General features: G+C 60.6%; 20 protein-coding genes and 1 tRNA gene. 14 read left to right on the top strand and 7 right to left on the bottom strand.

The window, feature by feature from the left end:
• Positions 1-60: 60 nt before the first annotated feature.
• Together CD351_RS09430 and serB are read right to left on the bottom strand one after the other, a co-directional pair.
• Positions 61-1,941: an acyltransferase family protein gene (locus CD351_RS09430; protein WP_162627677.1), complete on the bottom strand. Its 1,881-nt coding sequence runs from the start codon at positions 1,939-1,941 to the stop codon at positions 61-63.
• Positions 1,938-2,864: a phosphoserine phosphatase SerB gene (gene serB / locus CD351_RS09425; RefSeq protein ID WP_369880229.1), complete on the bottom strand. Its 927-nt coding sequence runs from the start codon at positions 2,862-2,864 to the stop codon at positions 1,938-1,940. The genes CD351_RS09430 and serB overlap by 4 nt, the downstream gene beginning before the upstream one ends.
• Here serB and miaA point away from each other — a divergent pair.
• The 8 genes from miaA to CD351_RS09385 all read left to right on the top strand — a co-directional run bounded on the left by miaA (position 2,857) and on the right by CD351_RS09385 (position 10,515).
• Positions 2,857-3,816 carry a tRNA (adenosine(37)-N6)-dimethylallyltransferase MiaA gene (gene miaA / locus CD351_RS09420; RefSeq protein ID WP_111992414.1) on the top strand — a complete coding sequence of 320 codons (960 nt, stop codon included), beginning with the start codon at positions 2,857-2,859 and terminating at the stop codon, positions 3,814-3,816. The genes serB and miaA overlap by 8 nt on opposite strands.
• Before the next feature lie 285 nt (positions 3,817-4,101).
• Positions 4,102-5,826: a biosynthetic-type acetolactate synthase large subunit gene (gene ilvB, locus CD351_RS09415; RefSeq protein ID WP_234027296.1), complete on the top strand. Its 1,725-nt coding sequence runs from the start codon at positions 4,102-4,104 to the stop codon at positions 5,824-5,826.
• Entirely contained in the window at positions 5,826-6,341 is a 516-nt protein-coding gene (gene ilvN, locus CD351_RS09410) for an acetolactate synthase small subunit (protein WP_111992412.1), read from the top strand. Before ilvB ends, ilvN begins: the two co-directional genes overlap by 1 nt.
• Before the next feature lie 61 nt (positions 6,342-6,402).
• Positions 6,403-7,422, top strand: coding sequence for a ketol-acid reductoisomerase (gene ilvC, locus CD351_RS09405; RefSeq protein ID WP_111992411.1), 1,020 nt, complete (start codon positions 6,403-6,405; stop codon positions 7,420-7,422).
• Positions 7,423-7,441: 19 nt separating this feature from the next.
• Entirely contained in the window at positions 7,442-8,038 is a 597-nt protein-coding gene (locus CD351_RS09400; protein ID WP_111992410.1) for a DUF4329 domain-containing protein, read from the top strand.
• Positions 8,039-8,082: 44 nt separating this feature from the next.
• On the top strand, positions 8,083-8,484 hold the full coding sequence (locus CD351_RS09395; protein ID WP_111992409.1) for a hypothetical protein: 402 nt from the start codon (positions 8,083-8,085) through the stop codon (positions 8,482-8,484).
• A 383-nt stretch (positions 8,485-8,867) separates the two neighbouring features.
• The gene (locus CD351_RS09390; RefSeq protein WP_111993686.1) at positions 8,868-10,025 is read left to right on the top strand and encodes an alpha-hydroxy acid oxidase; all 1,158 of its coding nucleotides are present in this window, start codon (positions 8,868-8,870) and stop codon (positions 10,023-10,025) included.
• A gap of 58 nt (positions 10,026-10,083) precedes the next feature.
• Positions 10,084-10,515: a hypothetical protein gene (locus CD351_RS09385; RefSeq protein ID WP_111992408.1), complete on the top strand. Its 432-nt coding sequence runs from the start codon at positions 10,084-10,086 to the stop codon at positions 10,513-10,515.
• A 76-nt stretch (positions 10,516-10,591) separates the two neighbouring features.
• Here the strand turns inward: CD351_RS09385 and CD351_RS09380 are convergent, their stop codons facing one another.
• Positions 10,592-11,149 carry a YHS domain-containing (seleno)protein gene (locus tag CD351_RS09380; protein ID WP_162627676.1) on the bottom strand — a complete coding sequence of 186 codons (558 nt, stop codon included), beginning with the start codon at positions 11,147-11,149 and terminating at the stop codon, positions 10,592-10,594.
• A gap of 335 nt (positions 11,150-11,484) precedes the next feature.
• On the opposite strand from CD351_RS09380, the gene leuA reads away from it, so the two are divergent.
• A complete protein-coding gene (leuA, locus tag CD351_RS09375; RefSeq protein ID WP_111992406.1) occupies positions 11,485-13,158 on the top strand; it encodes a 2-isopropylmalate synthase in 1,674 nt (557 codons plus the stop codon).
• 27 nt (positions 13,159-13,185) lie between these two features.
• Here leuA and CD351_RS09370 read toward each other — a convergent pair whose 3' ends face one another.
• Entirely contained in the window at positions 13,186-13,377 is a 192-nt protein-coding gene (locus tag CD351_RS09370) for a hypothetical protein (RefSeq protein WP_111992405.1), read from the bottom strand.
• A gap of 413 nt (positions 13,378-13,790) precedes the next feature.
• Between CD351_RS09370 and CD351_RS09365 the strand changes: the two genes are divergently transcribed.
• Entirely contained in the window at positions 13,791-14,837 is a 1,047-nt protein-coding gene (locus CD351_RS09365) for an amidohydrolase (RefSeq protein WP_111992404.1), read from the top strand.
• 49 nt (positions 14,838-14,886) lie between these two features.
• The gene (locus tag CD351_RS09360) at positions 14,887-15,891 is read left to right on the top strand and encodes a nitronate monooxygenase family protein (RefSeq protein WP_111992403.1); all 1,005 of its coding nucleotides are present in this window, start codon (positions 14,887-14,889) and stop codon (positions 15,889-15,891) included.
• A gap of 15 nt (positions 15,892-15,906) precedes the next feature.
• Here CD351_RS09360 and CD351_RS09355 read toward each other — a convergent pair whose 3' ends face one another.
• Positions 15,907-16,338 carry an AHH domain-containing protein gene (locus CD351_RS09355; RefSeq protein WP_234027093.1) on the bottom strand — a complete coding sequence of 144 codons (432 nt, stop codon included), beginning with the start codon at positions 16,336-16,338 and terminating at the stop codon, positions 15,907-15,909.
• Between CD351_RS09355 and CD351_RS15940 the strand changes: the two genes are divergently transcribed.
• Positions 16,297-16,434, top strand: coding sequence for a hypothetical protein (locus CD351_RS15940; RefSeq protein ID WP_234027318.1), 138 nt, complete (start codon positions 16,297-16,299; stop codon positions 16,432-16,434). The two genes, CD351_RS09355 and CD351_RS15940, sit on opposite strands and share 42 nt — an antisense overlap.
• Positions 16,435-16,472: 38 nt before the next feature.
• On the opposite strand, the gene CD351_RS09350 is transcribed toward CD351_RS15940, so the two are convergent.
• Together CD351_RS09350 and CD351_RS09345 are read right to left on the bottom strand one after the other, a co-directional pair.
• On the bottom strand, positions 16,473-17,258 hold the full coding sequence (locus CD351_RS09350; RefSeq protein WP_111992402.1) for a hypothetical protein: 786 nt from the start codon (positions 17,256-17,258) through the stop codon (positions 16,473-16,475).
• A 178-nt stretch (positions 17,259-17,436) separates the two neighbouring features.
• Entirely contained in the window at positions 17,437-17,919 is a 483-nt protein-coding gene (locus tag CD351_RS09345) for a flavodoxin family protein (RefSeq protein WP_111993684.1), read from the bottom strand.
• 83 nt (positions 17,920-18,002) lie between these two features.
• Here CD351_RS09345 and recJ point away from each other — a divergent pair, with 83 nt between their 5' ends.
• Both recJ and CD351_RS09335 read left to right on the top strand, forming a co-directional pair.
• Positions 18,003-19,802 carry a single-stranded-DNA-specific exonuclease RecJ gene (gene recJ / locus CD351_RS09340; RefSeq protein WP_111992401.1) on the top strand — a complete coding sequence of 600 codons (1,800 nt, stop codon included), beginning with the start codon at positions 18,003-18,005 and terminating at the stop codon, positions 19,800-19,802.
• 105 nt (positions 19,803-19,907) lie between these two features.
• Positions 19,908-19,982, top strand: a tRNA-Glu gene (locus tag CD351_RS09335).
• Positions 19,983-20,070 lie beyond the last annotated feature (88 nt).

Raw genomic sequence — 20,070 nt, 5'->3', positions numbered from 1 at the left:
AATAGCAGAATTAGGTATTCAATCAAGACCCACCTAGAACCGGCTCATCGCGCTGAGCGCTCAATCCATGGCGCGAATTAGCGCGGGATGCTCAATCTGTGAGGCATACAGCTTGCTTGCCTCGAAGGTGAAATGACTGTTGTCGACCAAAAGCGGCGCACCGTCAGGCGAGAAATACCGGCATTGCTCCCCGTCGCACTGCATCGTGTGAATGGACGCATAGGGCACACCCAATTCTGCGGCCATCGCGGCCATGTCCCGGTCCAGCTCGCCGCGCTCCTCAAGCCGCATTGAGTCGGCAAGCCGGGTGTCCTGTTGCCGCTCCTGCGCAAGGGTCAAAAGCCGCGGGACGAATTGCGACCACTCTGCCGCTGGCCCGATCAGAAGCAACGCCCGCCCTTCCCGCTTTAGCTGTTTGAGCGTTGACGAAAGCCCCGGCAGGTCACCCCGCTCCCAGCGACCGGCCAGCACGATCAGGTCCGAACCGTGCTCCGCCGCATAGTCGGAATAGGCTTTCATCATAAGCTCGCCGCAGAAAGGGTATGTTGCGCGCTGCTGCTCGATAAGGGGGCGACATCCTGCGGCAGTAACCTGGCTGACGGCGCTGCCCGGAAAACTCGCGATGAGACCCGGTGCGAGATGCGCCGCGTGACTGTCTCCCATCAGCAGAACGCGCGGCTTGTTGTCGCCGCGCACAAGGCATGCCTGCTGATCGAAGGTCTGACTTCGATGGTGAATGAAGCATTGGCCCGACCCGAACACGTCGTTGATCGGATACTCCATATACGCCGCGAGATCCTGCCCGCGCTCGGTGAACCGCTGCGGCCATCCTGACGTGAAGGACAGTGCGAGCGCTATAGCGACAAGGCCCGCAGTGACAGCTGCACTCCCCCGCCCGACCATGGCTCTTCCAACGCGGCCTCTCCGAAACGGCTCTTCAACGAACTTCCAGCTCGCAGCAGCCAGCGCGACAGACAGGCCTGCTGCGATCAATTGCAATTCAAGGTCGAGCTCGCCAGCGGGAAGACCAAGCAGCAACAGGACAATCACCGGCCAATGCCACAGGTACAGGGAATAGGATATCCGACCTAAAAAGCGCATCGGCGTGACTTGCAGCGCCCGGCCCACCAACGTTTCCCCACCCGATCCTGCTGCGATGACAGCCGCAGCGCCAAGGCAAGGGATCGCCGCGCGCCATCCTGGAAATGGTGTATCGACATGAAAAGCAAGCGCCGCATAGGCGATGCAGGCTAACCCTGCCACGCCAAGCAGTTCCCTGACCCAGCGCAGATGAACGAGCGGAAGTGGCGCAACCGCGATGAACACTCCGAGAATGAATTCCCACAGCCGCGCGGGCAACATGTAGAAACTTGCCGCCGGATAATGCAGCGATGCAGCAGCCGACGCAACTGCAAGAGCTGCAAGACCAACTAGCACGCCCATCCGCCCAAAGCGCATCAACACGATCAGGATAAGCGGCAGGACAAGATAGAACTGCCCTTCAACTCCCAGTGTCCACATGTGGAGCAGCACTTCATGCTCGGACTCGGCATAGGTCCCTCGGTGAAGCCAGAAATGGAAGTTGGCGAGGAAGAGCGCTGAAAATCCAAGGCTCCACGCATAGCCTTCCAGCTCGGTCGGCATAAGCACCGCGCAGGCCGCGACTGTCACCGCTGCCAAGACCAGCAGCATAACCGGCACGATCCTGCGCACACGGCGCATCAGGTACGCGCCAAACCTGAAAGTGCCGCCCTCGATCTCGCGAAAGACTATGCCGCCGATCAGGAAACCGGAGATGACGAAGAAAATGTCGACTCCGATGAAGCCGCCGCTGATGGTTTCGAAGCCAAGGTGAAACAGCAGCACCGCCCCGACAGCAACCGCGCGCAACCCCTCGATATCGGGGCGATAATCGCTGCGGTGTGGAGCGGCTGAAATCAAGCCTCGACCCAGTCCTTACGGTCGATGCCGAGGAGAGAAAGGATCGCGGTCAAATACTCGCTGTCGACCCGGCCATTTGCTGCTGCACGCGCAAGGGGCTTGGCGCGGTAAGCGAACCCGTAATGCGCCGCTTCGATCATCGGGATGTCGTTTGCCCCGTCCCCGCTGGCGAGGATGGTCGCACCTTCGGGCAGGTATTCGGCTTCTTGCCTGAGCGCGGCGAGCTTGGTGCTCGCATCCGAGATCGGCCCATCGAGCTTTCCGGTCAGCTTGCCATCGGCAACCTGGAGCCGGTTGCCCACCACCCGGTCAAACCCGAGCCATTCAGCCACGCGGTCGCCGAAATGGTGAAACCCGCCCGTCACCAGCACGCAGCGACAACCCAGCGACTTGAGCGTCGAAACCAGCGTCTTTGCGCCCCGTGTCGGCCTGATCCGCTCAGCCAGACAGCGGTCGATCGCGCTTTCCTCCAGCCCTTCGAGCAGACCTACTCGCTCGCGCAGCGCGCTTTCGAAGTCGAGCTCGCCTTGCATGGCGCGTTCGGTGATCTCGGCGATCTGCGGCTTTATCCCGGCGTAGTCGGCAAGCTCATCGATACATTCCTGCCCGATCATGGTGGAATCCATGTCCGAGATGAACAAGCTGGGGACCTTGATGCGTTCATCGCTGTACAGAAAATCTGTGGGCGCGAAATGCGTCTTGATTATCTTGTGAGCGAGGCCGGCGTCATCGAACGGGAACTGCATCTCCAGAACGGTTGGTGAAATCGGCAACTTTACGAAAGAGTCGGGCCGCAACTGAGCCGGCGCTATCGCTCTACCGATCGCGTGAATGCGACCGACGCCCTTCGGTAAGGCGCGGTCCATTTCATCGCGCTGTGTTTCCCATTTCGACTGGTCTGCTATCAGACGCGCGATGAGCACCAAGAAATCTCCAAGCAGCACCGCTGACGCGCGGCCTCTCGCGCTCATTGCAGGGCCCACCGCGAGCGGCAAGAGCGCGAATGCGCTCGACCTTGCCAAAGAGCTGGAAAAGTCCGGACGGACCGGCGTGATCATCAATGCCGATTCCATGCAGGTTTACGCGGATATCCCGATCCTTTCCGCTGCCCCAAGCGCGGAAGAGCGCGACGTGTGCGAGCATCGACTCTACGGTACCTGGGACGGGGCAGAAGCGTGCTCGGCCGCAGACTGGGCGGCCCGCGCGAAAGCCGAGATCGAGGATTGTCACGCGAGCGGCCTGGTCCCGATACTCGTGGGCGGAACGGGGATGTATCTCAAAGTCCTGCTCGAAGGCATCGCCCCCATCCCAGAAATCGAACCAGAAGTGCGCGAGGTCGTGCGCGCAATGGAAAAGCAGGTCGCTTATGCGGCGCTCCAGATTGAAGACCCCGTGCGCGCTGCCGAGTTGGAGCCGGGTGACACGCAGCGTATCGCAAGGGCGCTCGAAGTGAAGCGTTCGACCGGTGTGACACTCGGCGACTGGCAGCAGGCCAAGACCGGGGGGCTCGGCGACGAGGTATCGCTTCACGCTATCGTGATGATGCCGGAGCGTCAGTGGGTCTATGACCGCTGCGACGTTCGCTTTGCTGCGATGGTCGATAGCGGCGCGGTCGAAGAGGTCGAGGCTCTGCTCGCCCGCGATCTTTCACCCGACCTTCCGGTAATGCGCGCAATCGGCGTACCCGAGATCGCAGCCATGATCCGCGGCGAAGCAACGAAGGAAGAGGCGATTGAGGCTGGTGCCCGGTCCACGCGCCAATATGCGAAGCGCCAATTCACGTGGCTGCGCAATCAGTGTCCGGAAGATTGGAACCGTGTCGAGTCCCAAAATATCGACACCAAATCCATTTTTGCAGGATTATTTCAAACTTAATCATTGACGCGTTATATTCTAACCTATAGCGACGCTCTCCAACACAGCCCTTCGGTTCGCGAGAGGCTACGCACTTGGGTTTGTCACAAAAGACCGCTACACGGCGTAGCGCACAGCAGTTTTGAGGTTTCGGTCATGCTTATTGTCATTCTTGTAGGGGTAACGGGCTGACCGGGAATTTGTGAAACACGAATATCCTGACCGGCCCGATGCGAATATCCGCTTCGGGCCGTTTTCATATCTAGGAGAATAAAAGTGGCGCAGCGTTCAGGAGCCGCCTTGTTGATGGAATGCCTGGTCGATCAGGGGGTCGAATTCGTATTCGGATATCCGGGCGGCGCGGTCCTTCCCATTTACGACGAGCTTTTCGGAGACGAACGCATTCGCCACATTCTCGTGCGCCATGAAGCAGGCGCGGGTCACGCCGCCGAAGGGTACGCGCGCGCGACGGGTAAGCCGGGCGTCGTTCTCGTCACCAGCGGGCCTGGCGCAACCAATGCGGTCACCGCAATTGCCGATGCGTATATGGACTCGATTCCGCTGGTGGTTATCACCGGACAGGTTCCCACCGGGCTAATCGGAACCGATGCATTCCAGGAAGCCGATACGGTCGGCATCACCCGCCACTGCACCAAACATAATTACCTCGTCAAAGACCCGGCCGACCTTGTCGCAACGGTCGAGGAAGCTTTCCGCATCGCCACGACGGGCCGCCCGGGCCCGGTCGTTGTCGATATTCCCAAAGACGTACAGATTGCGGTCCCGTCGAAAAGCAGTTCCTACGTCGCGCCCGGATCGCATCGCTATGCGCCGCAAATGGTCGCGCCCGCTGACCAGATTGCGGAAGCTGTCGACCTTATCGCAAACGCAGATGCGCCGATCCTGTACACAGGCGGCGGCGTCATCAATTCAGGCCCCGAAGCCAGCGAGCTGCTCCGCAAGTTGCAGGATCTGACCAACGCGCCGCTTACATCGACGCTGATGGGGCTTGGCGCATTCCCGAACACTCATCCCGACTGGCTCGGCATGCTGGGTATGCATGGCACTTACGAAGCCAACATGGCGATGAATAAGTGCGACGTGATGGTCTGCGTCGGCGCGCGCTTTGATGACCGCGTGACCGGACGGCTCGATGCTTTTTCGCCCGAGAGCAAGAAAATCCACATCGACATCGACCGCAGCTCGATCAACAAGACTGTACCGGTCGATATCGGGATCGTCGGCGACTGCGCGACCGTGCTTGGCCAGTTGGTCGAAGCGTGGGGAACGCGCAAACCGCGTGATCTTGGCGAATGGAAAGCCCGCATCGCCGGATGGCGCGCGCGTGAGTGCCTTTCCTATCCCGAACGGTCGAAGAAGAACCCGAACGCCATCATGCCGCAAAAGGCGGTCGAGCGGCTCTACGCTCTGACGAAGAATAGAAAGCCCATCGTCTCGACCGAGGTGGGCCAGCACCAGATGTGGGCTGCGCAATATTTCGGTTTCGATGAACCCAACAAGTGGCTCACCAGCGGCGGGCTCGGCACCATGGGCTACGGTATGCCGGCGGCCATCGGCGCACAGCTGGGCCATCCGGACGCGCTGGTGATCGATATTGCCGGTGAAGCCTCGATCCAGATGAACATTCAGGAGCTTGGCACGGCATCGCAGTATCGCCTGCCGATCAAGATCTTCATCCTCAACAACGAATATATGGGCATGGTCCGCCAGTGGCAGGAACTGACCTATGAGAGCCGGTATTCGAACTCCTACAGCGACAGCCTTCCTGATTTCGTCGCGCTTGGCGAAGCTTATGGCTGGAAGGGTATTCGCATCACGGAGGAAGCCGGGCTCGATGCAGGGATCATGGAAATGATGGCGCATGATGGTCCGGTGATCGTCGATTGCTGCGTTGCCCAGGATGCCAATTGCCTGCCGATGATTCCGTCCGGCGCTGCGCATACCGACATGCTGCTTTATGGCGACAGCGTCGAGGGGACGATGGACGACGAAGCGAAGGCTCTTGTGTGATGAAAATCCAAAGCGCCGAGAGCGAACGTCATGTTCTGACCGTTACGGTCGATAACGAGCCCGGTATCCTTGCCAAGATCACCGGCCTGTTCACCGCGCGCGGCTACAACATCGACAGCCTTACCGTGGCCGATATCACGGACGATCACGCGGTCAGCCGCATCACGGTCGTAACGAATGGCCCGCCGCACGTGATCGACCAGATCGAAGCGCAGCTCGATCGGCTTGTGCCCGTTCACAAGGTCACCGACCTCACGGCTGCCGGCCCGCATGTTGAACGCGAACTTGCGCTTATAAAGGTCGCTGGCAAAGGTGAAGCGCGGGTCGAGGCGCTGCGGATCGCAGAACTGTTCCGCGCCAAAGTCGTCGATACGACCACGCAAAGCTTCGTCTTCGAACTCACCGGCGCGCCTGACAAGATCGACAGCTTCATCGTCCTGATGCGAGAGCTTGGCCTCGTTAGTGTGGGCCGTTCGGGCGTGGTGGGCATGATGCGCGGAGCCGAAGAGGCCTGAAGCTGCCCACGTCCACCGCCAGAATTTCAACCAATTCGCAAATCAATCAGAGGGAACCTTCATGAAAGTCTATTACGACGCCGACGCCGATCTTGGCCTGATCAAATCGAAGAAGATCGCCGTGCTCGGCTATGGCTCGCAGGGCCACGCCCATGCGCAGAACCTGCGCGACAGCGGCGTCGAAGAGGTAGCGATTGCGCTGCGCGAAGGCTCTGCCACCGCCAAGAAGGCCGAAGATGCAGGCTTCAAGGTGCTTTCCAACACAGAAGCCGCCAAGTGGGCCGATATCGTGATGATTCTCGCGCCCGATGAGCACCAGGCAGCGATCTGGGAAAACGATCTCGCCGGCCACATGAAGCCGGGCAGCGCGATTGCCTTTGCCCACGGCCTCAACATCCACTTTGGCCTTATCGAAGCGCCGCAGGATATCGACGTCATCATGATCGCGCCCAAAGGCCCCGGTCATACCGTTCGCAGCGAATATCAGCGCGGCGGCGGTGTCCCCTGCCTCATCGCCGTCCATCAGGATTCGAGCGGCTCTGCGAAGGACATTGCCCTTGCCTATGCATCGGGTGTTGGCGGCGGACGCAGCGGCATCATCGAGACAAACTTCCGCGAGGAATGCGAGACCGATCTGTTCGGCGAACAGGCTGTCCTATGCGGCGGCATCACTCACCTGATCCAGGCCGGTTTCGAAACGCTGACCGAAGCCGGATATGCGCCTGAAATGGCCTATTTCGAATGCCTCCACGAAACGAAGCTGATCGTCGATCTGCTCTACGAAGGCGGCATCGCGAACATGCGCTATTCCATCAGCAACACCGCAGAATATGGCGACATCACCACCGGACCGCGCATCATCACCGATGAGACCAAGGCCGAAATGAAGCGCGTTCTCGACGATATCCAGTCGGGTCGCTTCGTAAAGAATTTCGTGCTCGACAACCGCGCGGGCCAGCCCGAGCTGAAGGCCGCTCGCAAGCGCGCCGAGGCGCATCCGATCGAGAAAACCGGCGCAGAGCTTCGCGGAATGATGCCGTGGATCAGCGCCAACAAGCTGGTCGACAAGACGAAGAACTAAAGGCACGGGTGGTGGGCGCATGAACTCGTCCACCACCCGCATTATCTACGCCATTTGCGCGCTCGCCTTCGTGGTGATCGTGGCGCGTGCCTATCTGAATGTGAAAGGCACTGACGCCCTCGTCGCGACCATTGCTCAGCCCGAAGTGCAGGCCTTCGCAAAAGAACGGCTGGACGCGCTTCAACCTCAAAGCTTCGCCGGCGATATCGAGCTTTGCGGGATCGTCTTCGAAACCAGCGATGGAACGCTCGGCGCGACAAACTCGCGCCCCGGCGAACAGGCCAGTTGCAACATCGCCTATTTCGACGAACCGGGCATGGTTCCCGTTGCAAGCTTCCACACGCACGGGAAACATTCGGAAGCCTATGACGGCGAAGTCCCCTCCACCATCGACATAAGGAGCGACGTCGCAAGCGGCATGGATGGATATGTCGCGACCCCCGGCGGGCGGCTCTGGCATATCGACCATGAAACTGCGACCGCTCGCATGGTGTGCGGCGAAGGCTGCCTCACGCAGGACCCGTCTTATGTCCCCTGCCCCGGTGACATGATCGCCCAAACCTACACGCTCGCCCAGCTGGAAGAGCGTTTCTCCTTCGCACGGTCGGAGTGCTGATGCGGAACTTTCACCCCTTTTCGTGTATTGCTAGGAACATGACTATGAAAACTGCCGCCATCACCGCTCTCGTCGCCCTTCCGCTTGCCCTGTCGGCTTGCGGTGAGGCGACCAGCGCCGACGCAGAACCCATGCCTGATGCCCCGGTCGATGTGGCCGCTGTCGAGCGCGCCTTGCCGGAACCCGAAGTTGCCGCCGAAGAAGTGGGCGAAATCGATAGCGCCTGCCGCGCCAATCTTGCCGAGCCATTCGTCGGTCAGACGCTGAACCTTGAAAGCCGCACCGCTCTGCTGGACGCCATCGAACCGCAGGCGATCGTGCGCTTCCTCGAGCCAGGCGAGGAAGTCGATGTCGAAGCGGAAGCCGAAGCAGGCTCGACCAATCCAGACCGCCTCAACATCCGAGCCGATGAAGACAGCACCATCACCGAGGTGTTCTGCGGCTGATTGCTCGACAAACCAAATAGCAACGCAGCACCGATCAGAGGTTCTGACGTTCGCAGGAGGAAACGCCCGCGAGACTTTAACGGTCCCGCGGGCGTTTTCTGTTTGCGGTCAGGCCCGTTCCTCTGGCCATCGCGCTGTTCCTCTTGTCATTCGAAAAAGGATGTGACCGAGGCATTAGGAGGAACGTTCCCCGGCCACACCCAAGCGCGCACCCGTCAGGCAGCGGGCGCACACATGACTATTCGTTCGGTCGTGCCGATTGGTGACACCTGCCGCACAAGAAATTCGAAAACGATCCGGGGGCCTGCATCCGGCGGCATTCTCTCGACACCGGGCGCGCTTTGGCTAAGACGCTGACCAAGGCACAACAGGACGGGATGCGCATGCGGCTGAGCGACTGCCACAATATCGATGACTTTCGAAAGCTGGCGAAAGCGCGGCTGCCCTTCCCGGTGTTCGACTACATCGACGGCGCAGCAGATGACGAGCTGACCAAGGCGCGCAACACGGCGAGTTACGACGGCATCGACCTGGTGCCCGACGTGCTGGCCGGAGTGGAGAAGATCGACACGTCCTGCACGATCCTGGGGCGCCAGAGCGCCTTGCCGCTGATGCTGTCGCCAACCGCCGTTCAGCGCGCGTTCCACTGGCAGGGCGAGACGGCGGTTGCGCGGGCGGCTGAAAAGCACGGGCTGTGGTTCGGCATTTCCAGCCTTGCAACGCGCAGCATCGAAGAGATCGCCGCGCTGACTTCCGGTCCCAAGTTGTTTCAGCTTTACGTCCACAAGGACAAGGGGCTGAACACTCACATGATCGAGCGTTGCCAGGCGGCCCGTTTCGATGCGCTGGCACTGACCGTCGACACTATCGTATCGGGCAAGCGCGAACGGTGCCTGAGGAGCGGCTTCACCACCCCGCCCCGCTTCACCCCCGCAAGCGTTTGGAGTTACGCCACGCGCCCGCGCTGGACGCTTGACTATCTCTTTCGCGGGAAGTTTCGCCTGCCAAACCTCGATACGCATGTCAGCGAAGGGTCGAGCGAGGCGGTCAGCATTGCGGAATATTTCAACACGATGCTCGACACCTCGATGGACTGGTCGACCGCCGCCGCCATTCGCGAACAATGGGGCGGGACTTTCGTGCTCAAGGGCGTGATGAGCGCGGGCGATGCACGCCGCGCGGTCGAGATTGGCGCCGATGCGATCATGATCTCCAATCATGGCGGCAGGCAACTGGACGGCAGCCGCGCGCCTTTTGACCAGCTGGCCGAAATTGTCGATGCGGTCGGGGGCGAGATCGAGATAATTTGCGACGGCGGTGTCAGGCGCGGGACGCATGTGCTCAAAGCCATGTGCGGCGGTGCTACGGCGGCCTCGGGCGGCAGGCTTTACCTCTACGCGCTGGCGGCTGCGGGTGAAGCAGGCGTTACCCGCGCGCTCGACATTCTGAAGGACGAGATCGAACGCGGTATGCGCTTGATGGGAGTGACAAGCGTGGATCAGCTGACAAGCGACAGGTTGCGCGCGCGTTCGCTGTCATGATGTTGTAACGGTAGAAGCGCCTTAGCGCTGCCACGCATTTTCACATAAGAGACACGCCATGACCAAGCTCTCTGCCATCATCGCCGTTCCCACCCTGCTCGCGCTTGCCGCTTGCGGCGGGGAGGAGCCAGACACGTCCAACAGCGCCGACGATTTTGCCGCCCGCATCAATGGCGGCGCTCCCAATGCGCAGGCCACGGTTGCCCCCACCGTTGCCGCTCCGCTCGAAGGTGCGGCAGAGGGAGCCTACTCACCCGGCACTGCCACCGATCCGCAAAGCGCGACATGCGGGGCCAACGAAATGGGCCCGTTCATCGGAAAGCCCGCCGACGATGCGACCCGCGCGCAGATCATGACCGTGGCCGCCGGGGCAAGCGAAGTGCGCTTCATTCCCGCAGGCAGCCCCTATGTCCGGCCTGACCCCACTAATCCGCGACTGAACCTGATGCTCGACAATCTCGGCGTCATCCGCGACGCGCGGTGTGGATGAGATTTGCCAACAGAAAAACCCCGCCACTCTTGCGAGCAGCGGGGTCTCTCTGCAGCCCGAGAGGGCTTAGAGCGTATCAGTCCTGATAGTGCTCATCAGGCGAGTGGGTGGGGTAATTCACGTCCGCGCTTTCGATGAAGCCGGGAATGTCTGCCTGCCAGCGGCCCTGAACATCTTCGCTGAAGTTCAGATAAAGCGTACCATCGACGATCTCGTAGACATTCGGATCGCCCGGTGCCAGCGCATCGTTGGCACCCAGCGCCCATGCGCAGTAGCCGCCATAGGCCGGGGCGTACTTGGCCGGGTCTTCGATGAAAGTGTCAGCGTTCTCCTGACTGGCGAAGCGATAGTCATAACCCTGATAGCGCACGGTGATGTCCTCGGTGCCTTCGACCGGGACGCCGTCGCCGGTGAAATAGCTGACCACGTCGTAACCCGAAACGGCGAGCGTATCGCTCTTGTTTTCGCGATAGACGGGACCGGTGGGCGCGCCGCCAAGGTCGGCGTAGAGGCCGGTTTCAGCGACGACTTCGGTTGCAGCGACAGTGTCGCCTTCGGTGGCGGGAGCTTCCGCAGCGCCACCGCAAGCGGCAGTGGTGGCAAGCAGGCCAAGTGCAAAAAGGGACTTCTTCATTGGGGTATCCTCCTGTGGGGGTAATTCAAAAACTCGCGTCATCCGGCTGCCTGTTTGCCGGTGACATGACCCAGTTCGCCCAGCACCCCCTGGAGGTTACAAAAAATTTCTCCGATCCGTCCGACGGCGGAGATTTATGCGCATCTCCCCGCTTGCAAGGCGGTTCAAGATAGGCAACACAGTGACCATGACATTCGGCAACGCAGCCCTTCTCCTACGACTTATGCGCCCCTGGGCGCGATAGGGCTGGCACGCGTGAGAGATAAGCGTGCGGCCCGGCGCTTCAGGGGCCAGCACCATCCTCACCATTCCTTATTTGAGCCGATGCCACACCTATGTTGAAAAATCCCGCGACCAAATACCGCCCTTTCACCCCGATCGCCCTGCCCGATCGCCAATGGCCCTCACGCGTGATCGAAAGCCCGCCGCGCTGGCTCTCGACCGATCTGCGCGACGGCAACCAGTCGATCATCGACCCGATGGACGGGGTAAAAAAGGCGCGCTTTTTCGATCTGCTCGTCGAGATCGGCGTGAAGGAAATCGAAGTCGGTTTCCCAAGCGCGGGCACGACCGAATTCACCTTTATCAAGCATCTTGTCGAATCCGGCACGATCCCAGACGACGTGACCGTGCAGGTCCTCACGCAAAGCCGCGAAGACCTGATCCGCACAAGTTTTGAAAGCCTCGAAGGCGCGCGCGCGGCCATCGTCCACCTCTACAATGCGGTGAGTCCCGCATGGCGCGACATCGTGTTCCGCATGTCGAAGGACGAAGTGCGCGAGATCGCGATGCAAGGCGCCAAGGTGATGCGCGACGAAGCGGCCAAGCGTCCCGATACCGACTGGCATTTCCAGTATTCGCCCGAAACTTTCTCGACCGCGGAAATCGATTTCAGCATCGAGGTTTGCGAGGCGGTGATGCAGGTGCTCGCACCCACGCCCGAACACCCGATCATCCTCAACCTGCCCGCCACGGTCGAGGCGTCGACACCCAATATCTACGCCGACCAGATCGAATATTTCTGCCGCAACCTGCCAAACCGGGAGAGCGCGGTCATCTCGCTTCACACCCACAACGACCGGGGAACAGGCGTTGCTGCCGCCGAACTGGGCCTGATGGCTGGTGCGGACCGGGTCGAGGGATGCCTGTTCGGCAATGGTGAGCGCACGGGCAATTGCTGCCTCGTGACGATGGCGCTTAACATGTACACGCAGGGCGTCGATCCGGGGCTAGATTTCTCCGACATAGACCGCGTGATCGAGACGGTTGAATATTGCAACGACCTGCCCGTCCATCAGCGTCACCCCTATGGCGGCGAGCTGGTCTACACCGCTTTCTCCGGCAGTCATCAGGACGCGATCAAGAAGGGCTTCGAGGCGCAGGAACGCCAGAACGACGAACTCTGGCGCGTCCCTTACCTGCCCATCGACCCGGCGGATCTGGGCCGCGATTACGAAGCGGTGATCCGCGTTAACTCGCAAAGCGGCAAAGGCGGCTTTGCCTGGGTTCTGGAGCAGCGCGAGGGGCTCAAGCTGCCAAAGTCGATGCAGCGCGATTTCTCCAAGCATGTGCAGCGCCTCGCCGATGAAAGCTCACGCGAGCTGGGCGCCGAAGACATCTGGCAGGCGTTCAAGGGCGCGTACCATGTGCAAACGCCCGACAAGCATTTCCAGCTCGTCGACTACAACGAAACGCGCGCAAGCGATGGAACCCGCATTTTCAGCGGAAAGATCGCCGTTGATGGACAGGAACAAAGCGTCTCGGGCCGCGGCAACGGCCTGATTTCGAGCGTCATGGCTACGGTCCGCGAAGTGTTTGGCGTCGAACTCGAAGTGGTGGATTACACGCAGCAATCGCTCGGCAGCGGAACCGATGCCAACGCGGCCACTTATCTCGAATGTGTGGACCCAGATGGACGCACTGTCTGGGGCTGCGGCATCGACGAGGATGTTGCCACTGCGAGCGTCCGCGCCGTGCTCAGTGCTGCGAATTCGGCTGTGTCTGTATAGACCGCCTCGCCGGCACAAACTCCCGGATCACAGTTCCCGGTCGGAACCGCCCACCGCGCGCAATAACGGCGCTTGCGGCGTAATTGACTGCACATATTCGACGTGTTCGACAGCGTGCGACAAATAGTCGGTCGCTAACCCCAGCTTCAACCGCGCCGCCTCCAGCTCGCATTTGCGAAGATCTTCGCGCAGGCGACGTAACTCATCGTGTTTGCTCATGCCTCAACCCAATTTTCTTTGGTTTTTGGCGACCCACTTACCAGTTGGTAAAGGACAATGAGCGCAATTCAATGCCCTTTTTCAAAGATATCACAGTTTTGCGAGCTGAAACGCATTTTTCCGCGCTGCGTCCTGCGCTTCGTAAAAATGCGAGTTCGCGGCAAGTCGCGTCCTTCTTTTACCCTTGGGCTCCGATAGACCGGCCACGTTCTCGCCGTCGTTTCCTACTGCTTGTCCTCGCGCTACACACTGGGCATGCACATTACATTCGGCCACGAATTGCTTGAAATTGCACCCCCATCAATCGGCCGCGATCTTTTTGCACCTGGACCGTGTAACATGCGGTCCACTTCTCAACCAAGTGCCTGTAAAACAAGGGCCTTGCAAATCACTGCGAAAGGAAAGCCGAAACCGTGACCGAAGTGATCCTCGAACCCGAATTGCCGATCCTCGATCCGCACCATCACCTCTGGGATTTGCGTGCCATGATGCCGATGTTCCCAGAGCCGCGCCACCGCTTCATCGAGACACTGGTACCGGTCGCCCATTACACGTTCGACCAATTCAGCGCGGACGTCTCGGGAAGCGGCCACAACATCGTGGCGAGCGTCTTCATGGAGTGCGGTGCGTTCTACAACAGCGCTTATGGCGAGGCGAAGAAGGTCATAGGCGAAGTCGAGTACGTGAACGGGGTCGCCGCTCAAAGCGCAAGCGGTCTGTACGGCCCCGCGAAGCTGTGCGCCGGAATTGTAGGGCACGCCGATCTGATGCTGGGCGAAAGCGCTGGTGAAGTGCTCGATGGATTGCAGGCTGCCGCGCCGGGCCGGTTTCGCGGCATACGTCACGCAGGTGCATGGGACGCCGATCCAGAGGTTCTTGGCCCTCCCTTCGCGCATCCTCCTGAACGGTATCTCGACACCGGTTTCCGCAGAGGGTTCGCCGAACTGGGCAAGCGGGACCTCAGCTTCGATGCGTGGATACTCGAGCCGCAAATCCCCGATGTGATCGACCTCGCACACACGTTCCCCGATACTCCAATCTGTCTCGATCATTGCGGCACGCCGCTTGGAATGGCGAGCTACTCCGGCAAGCTCGAAGAACGCTTCGGCGTCTGGCGCGAGAACATGATCGAACTCGGCAAATGCGAGAATGTGATGGTCAAGCTGGGGGGCCTTGCCATGCACAATTGCGCCCTGCCCGAACAAGGTCCGGCAGCCGGGATCGGCTCGGAAGAGCTCGCTCGCCTCTGGAAGCCGTATATCGAGACCTGCATCGAAGCATTCGGTACGAAACGGGCGATGTTCGAAAGCAACTATCCGGTCGACCGCTGGGGCGCGACCTATCCGGTTCTGTGGAACACCTTCAAACGGATCACGTCGGGTGCAAGCGCCGATGAGAAGGCGGACCTTTACGCGGGGAACGCTGCGCGTTTCTACCGCATAGAAGAGGTGCTTGCGTAGTTGCAATTTGCAACCTACCGCGTGGACAAAGTTTCAGGAGAGAACACCCATGACCCTGCCCGCCCCGTTCGATCGTCTGCGCCTGCCGCTAATCGGTTCACCGCTGTTCATCGTCTCCGGACCCGAACTGGTGATTGCGCAGTGCAAGGCAGGTGTCATCGGGAGCTTCCCTGCATTGAACGCGCGCCCTCAGTCACTGCTTGACGAGTGGCTGCACCAGATCACGGAGGAGCTTGCCAAGCACAACCGCGAAAACCCGGACCGTCCGGCAGCGCCGTTTGCGGTGAACCAGATCGTGCACCGCTCCAACGACCGTGTGATGCAGGACATGGCGACCTGTGAGAAGTGGCAGGTGCCGCTGGTCATTACCTCGCTGGGAGCGCGCACCGAGATCTTCGATGCGATCCGCAACTGGGGCGGGATCAGCATGCATGACGTGATCAACAACCGCTTCGCCAACAAGGCTATCGAGAAAGGCGCCGACGGCCTGATCCCGGTCGCTGCTGGCGCCGGCGGGCACGCTGGTACGCAATCGCCTTTCGCCCTGATGCGCGAAATCCGCGAATGGTTTGGCGGTCTGGTCGCCCTGTCGGGCTCAATCGCGCACGGATCGTCGATCCTTGCAGCGCAGGCAATGGGCGCAGACTTCGGCTATACCGGAAGCGCCTTCATCGCGACCGAGGAAGCCAATGCCGACCAAGGCTACAAGCAAGGCATCGTCGATGGCAGCGCGGAAGGTATCGTCTATTCTAACCTCTTCACCGGCGTGCATGGCAACTACCTGCGATCCTCGATCGAGAATGCGGGCCTCGACCCCGACGACCTGCCGACGAGCGATCCGTCCAAGATGAACTTCGGATCGGGCGGCAACACCAAGGCCAAGGCCTGGAAGGACATCTGGGGATCGGGTCAGGGCATCGGCACTGTCAAATCGGTCGGCACGGTCGAAGACATGGTCGCACGGTTCGAGCGTGAGTACCACGCTGCGAAAGCTGATCTGGCGGCGAAGTCGGACTACTCTGCCTGGGCACCTCTTGCAGAAGCGGCGGAGTAAACCGACCAGGCGCGATCAGGTCGCGCGCCAGAGCGCTTCAGCCATTGCGTCCAGCTCGGCAAAGTCGAACCCCTGACCCAAGGGGTCCTTCTGGTTCAGGATCATGCGTCTGCGCTCACTCAGCAGGCGATTGCGGAGCGCTGTCTGTAGCAGCGCGAGCCGTTCGAGCGCTTCGAGCAGAGCCAGCTCCGTGTCTTGCGGTTGCGTCGCGGACCAGCTTTCCTCGATCCGCCCGACGCGTTCGATGACAAGCTCGTTGTAATGCCGGTGCGGCCCGCGACGGAGTGGCATACCAGTGCGCAAGGTCGCGTCGTCGGTTGCGGGCAACAGCAAGCCATTGCGCCTGAAGTCATCAAATCCGACCCTCTTGCGACCAAGCGCTTGAAAAAGCGGCCCGAAACATCGTTGACCGAGCAACTGACGGGGGAGAAGATGGTGCCGCTGCAATCCGGGATCATGATCCGGCGACCCACGGCGATTGACCGCACGAAAGGAAATCGCGGCGCGCGGAAGGGATGCTCGACCGGCTCGGCGATCGAATGATCGGACCCTCCACGCGACACGGCTTCCGGTCATGCTGACTATTCGCGCCAGACCCGAATGAACTTGCCGTTGCGCGATGGTCGAAGGACGAGCCGACTGCCGTCGGGCGCCACGATACGTTCGCTTCCCTCCACGCCTCCGACAATCACAAGCTGATTGATGAGGCGAACTCCAAGTCGGGTTGAAGCCACCTTGTCGGTCGATAGCGGGGGTTCGATCCGCAATTCCTGATCCAGCCAGAAATCGAGGCCGACGCTTTGAAGCGCGCCGTCAAAGGTCTGCCGGAAAGCCGTAAGGCCGAGCGCCGGAAACGGGCCGCCACCAAGCCAGGCGGTCACGACCGATTCGAAGTATTGACGGCTGCTGGCGCTCCTCGCAGGAGGCCATGCGACCGCTTCGATACCGGAGAAATGCTGAACGAGGTCGCAGGCCAGCGCAATCAGTCCCTTCGCAACCGGCATGGCGCGCTCACCACCTGCCAGATGATGTCCGGGAGTAAGATGAAGCGCTTCAAAACGAGCAGGCCCTGGTTGCTCCTGAAGGTCGAAAAGATGCTCGACCTCAGGAACGGCAAATCCATCACCCGGCGCGAGCCCATCCAGATCGAATGCCAGCCCCTCACGAAGCAGTTCCACCCACGATCCTTCATGCGCCAATCGGGCACCTGACCCGTCTTCCGCGACTGTCTCGCCATGGTCTGATGCCAGCCTGATCGGAGCGCCGGCGCTCGGGTCATGGACGAGCGACACGGACGGGCTGTTTGCGGCGAATTCCTTGATGTCACCGATCGTAGGCCGCTTGCCTTTGGCAAACAGCAGAAACACTCCGTGAGGTGCCGGCTTGGAAGACTCAGCGATCGTCCAAATCCCCCTGCTTGTCTGCCCTTCGGCATAACGTCTTACCAAAGTCAGCGCCCCCCGATGCTGTGCGCAAGTGGCCTGACTGTTGCGCTTGCTCGCGCATGCTCGCAGTCTGCCTGGCGCGTCCCAGACTATCGCTGGGTTAAAATACCCCTACGACAATTCCTTCAGCTAGCCCATTTCCAAGCTCGCGGCAATCTCGCAAGACCCTGTCTGGAACCGTCTTTGCTGCCCAAATCTCATCCGGCGTCTGGGCACCGAAAACCACAATCATCGGATCGGCCACCCGCTTCAGCCGCCACCCGGTGGCAATCCGGTCGAGCTGCCGTTGAGCGCCGTGTCCGTCGCTACCCGCCGCAATGATCGACGCGTAAGGGCGCCCCTCGATCTTGCCCAAGACGCTGTAATAGTTGGCGTCGAACATCTCCTTCATGGCGCCGCTCATCGACGCAAGGTTCTCTGGGCAGACGAAGAGATATCCCGAAGCGCGCAACAAATCCTCGCTCGTCACGTCATCCGCGCGAACCAGTCTTGCTGCCTCATGCTCTGCTGCGGCGCGGGCCATCTGCTCGCTTGCATTCGTTCGGCTATGCCAGATGACGATAAGGTGAGGATCGTTGCTCATGACGAACGCCTCGCCAAATGGGCTGTCGATTGTCAATGCCCTCACCCTGTCAGCTTGCCCGCGCATTGGGTAAGGCGATGAGTATGACCACGCGTTCCCTATCCCATGTTCTTGGAGTTTCCCAATCACTGGCCGGCAAGGCATGGCTATGGCGAGGTCGGAACATGGAGCTTGGCACGGGTTCGGCGATGGGCTCGCAGGAGCTGGACAAGAGCATCCTGACGCAGCTGTTGATGACACGCGGAGTTGCGCCTGATGAAGTCGCGAAACACGCGAAACCGACCATGCGCGAATTCCTGCCCGACCCTGCCGAATTCCGCGACATGGAACGCGCTGCTGAGCGGATCGCTCACGCAGTGCTGAATGATGAGCAGATCACCATCTACGGCGACTATGACGTCGATGGCGCGACTAGCTCTGCATTGCTGGTCGATTTGCTTCGCTCTCTTGGTGTGGACGCCGGGTATTACATCCCGGACAGGCTTCTCGAGGGATACGGCCCAAGCGGTGAAGCATTGGTCAAGCTTGCCAGGGACGGGTCGAGCCTGATCGTGACTGTCGACTGCGGAGCGATGGCTTACGAAGCGCTTACCATGGCGCGCGACGAAGGGGTCGACGTCATCGTGGTCGACCACCACAAATGCGCAGCGGAGCTCCCGCCGACCGCAGCGCTAGTCAATCCGAACAGGCTAGATGAAAGCGATCTTGCCGCCTCCCATGGCCATCTTGCCGCGGTAGGGGTCGCGTTCCTGCTGGCAATCGCTCTGGTGCGAACGCTGCGAGCGAAGGGGTATTTCGAGAACCGGACCGAACCTGATTTGATGAGCCTGCTGGACCTGGTTGCCTTGGGTACAGTCGCTGATGTGGCTGCACTGCACGGCCTCAATCGTGCGTTCGTGTCGCAAGGACTGAAGATACTCGCAAGACGCGATCGCATCGGTATGGCAGCCCTGATCGACGCAAGCCGCTTGAAACGCGCGCCCATCGCATCCGATCTCGGCTTCGCTCTCGGCCCGCGCATCAACGCCGGAGGAAGAATCGGAGAATCGACGCTTGGTGTGCGCCTTCTGACGACGAACGACCCCGAAGAGGCCCGCGCTATCGCAGAACAATTATCGGCGCTGAACGAGGAACGCCGGGCTATCGAAGCCGAAGTTCAGGAAGCTGCCGAAGCCCAGCTTGAGGGGCAGCACAACATGGCGGTTCAGGTCCTTTCCGCCGACGGGTGGCATCCGGGGGTGATCGGTATCGTCGCGGGCCGCATAAAGGAAAAGACCGGCAAACCGTCGATCGTCATCGCTCTCGATCCATCCGATGGCACCGGGAAAGGGTCGGGACGTTCGATCAGCGGCGTTGATCTTGGCGCGGCGATTATCGCGGCACGCGAAGGAGGCTTGCTTGTGGCTGGAGGCGGTCATGCCATGGCTGCCGGGCTCACCATCGCTCAGGACAAGCTGTCGGCCTTCACTGAGTTCCTCGATGAACGGCTTGCGCGCGACGTTGATAAGGCCCGCTTGTCGCAAGTGATGCAGCTTGACCTTAGCCTCGCGCCCGGAGGCCTGACTCCAGACCTCGTAAACACACTTGAAGCGGCAGGCCCATACGGTGTTGGATGGCCCGCACCGCGTGTGGCCGTGGGGCCTGTGCGCATCGTCAAGGCCGACATCGTGGGCAAGGACCACTTGCGAGTGATCGCCAGCGGCGGCGATGGCCAGTCCTTCAAAGCCATCGCCTTCCGGGCAGCGGAGACTGAAATGGCGCAAACCCTGATTCACCGCAGCAAGGGTCGGCAGTTTCACTTTGCCGGCAGGGTGAAAATCGACGACTGGGGGCCACGACCGGCTGCCGAACTGCACCTTGAAGACGCCGCTTTCGCCGACTGACGTAACGGAAAATTGTGCGCGCGCGAAATTTTTCTACAATGCAACACACACAGGGCTTGACCCATCCGAAATGCCCCCCTAGATGCGCGCTCTCGCAACGAGCGTGGCCCGTTCGTCTAGCGGTTAGGACGCGGCCCTTTCACGGCTGAAACACGGGTTCGATTCCCGTACGGGTCACCACCTCTTTGTTGCGACGCTCCCTGCAGAATTGTTCTGGAAAGCGTGCATTTTGCACGCGCGGGGTTTCGCGCCTTCGCGCAGCGCTGTA

Source organism: Erythrobacter sp. KY5 (assembly GCF_003264115.1).
GTDB lineage: Bacteria > Pseudomonadota > Alphaproteobacteria > Sphingomonadales > Sphingomonadaceae > Erythrobacter.
Note: the sequence above shows the minus strand (reverse complement) of the source record. Positions and strands in the feature narration are given on the sequence as shown.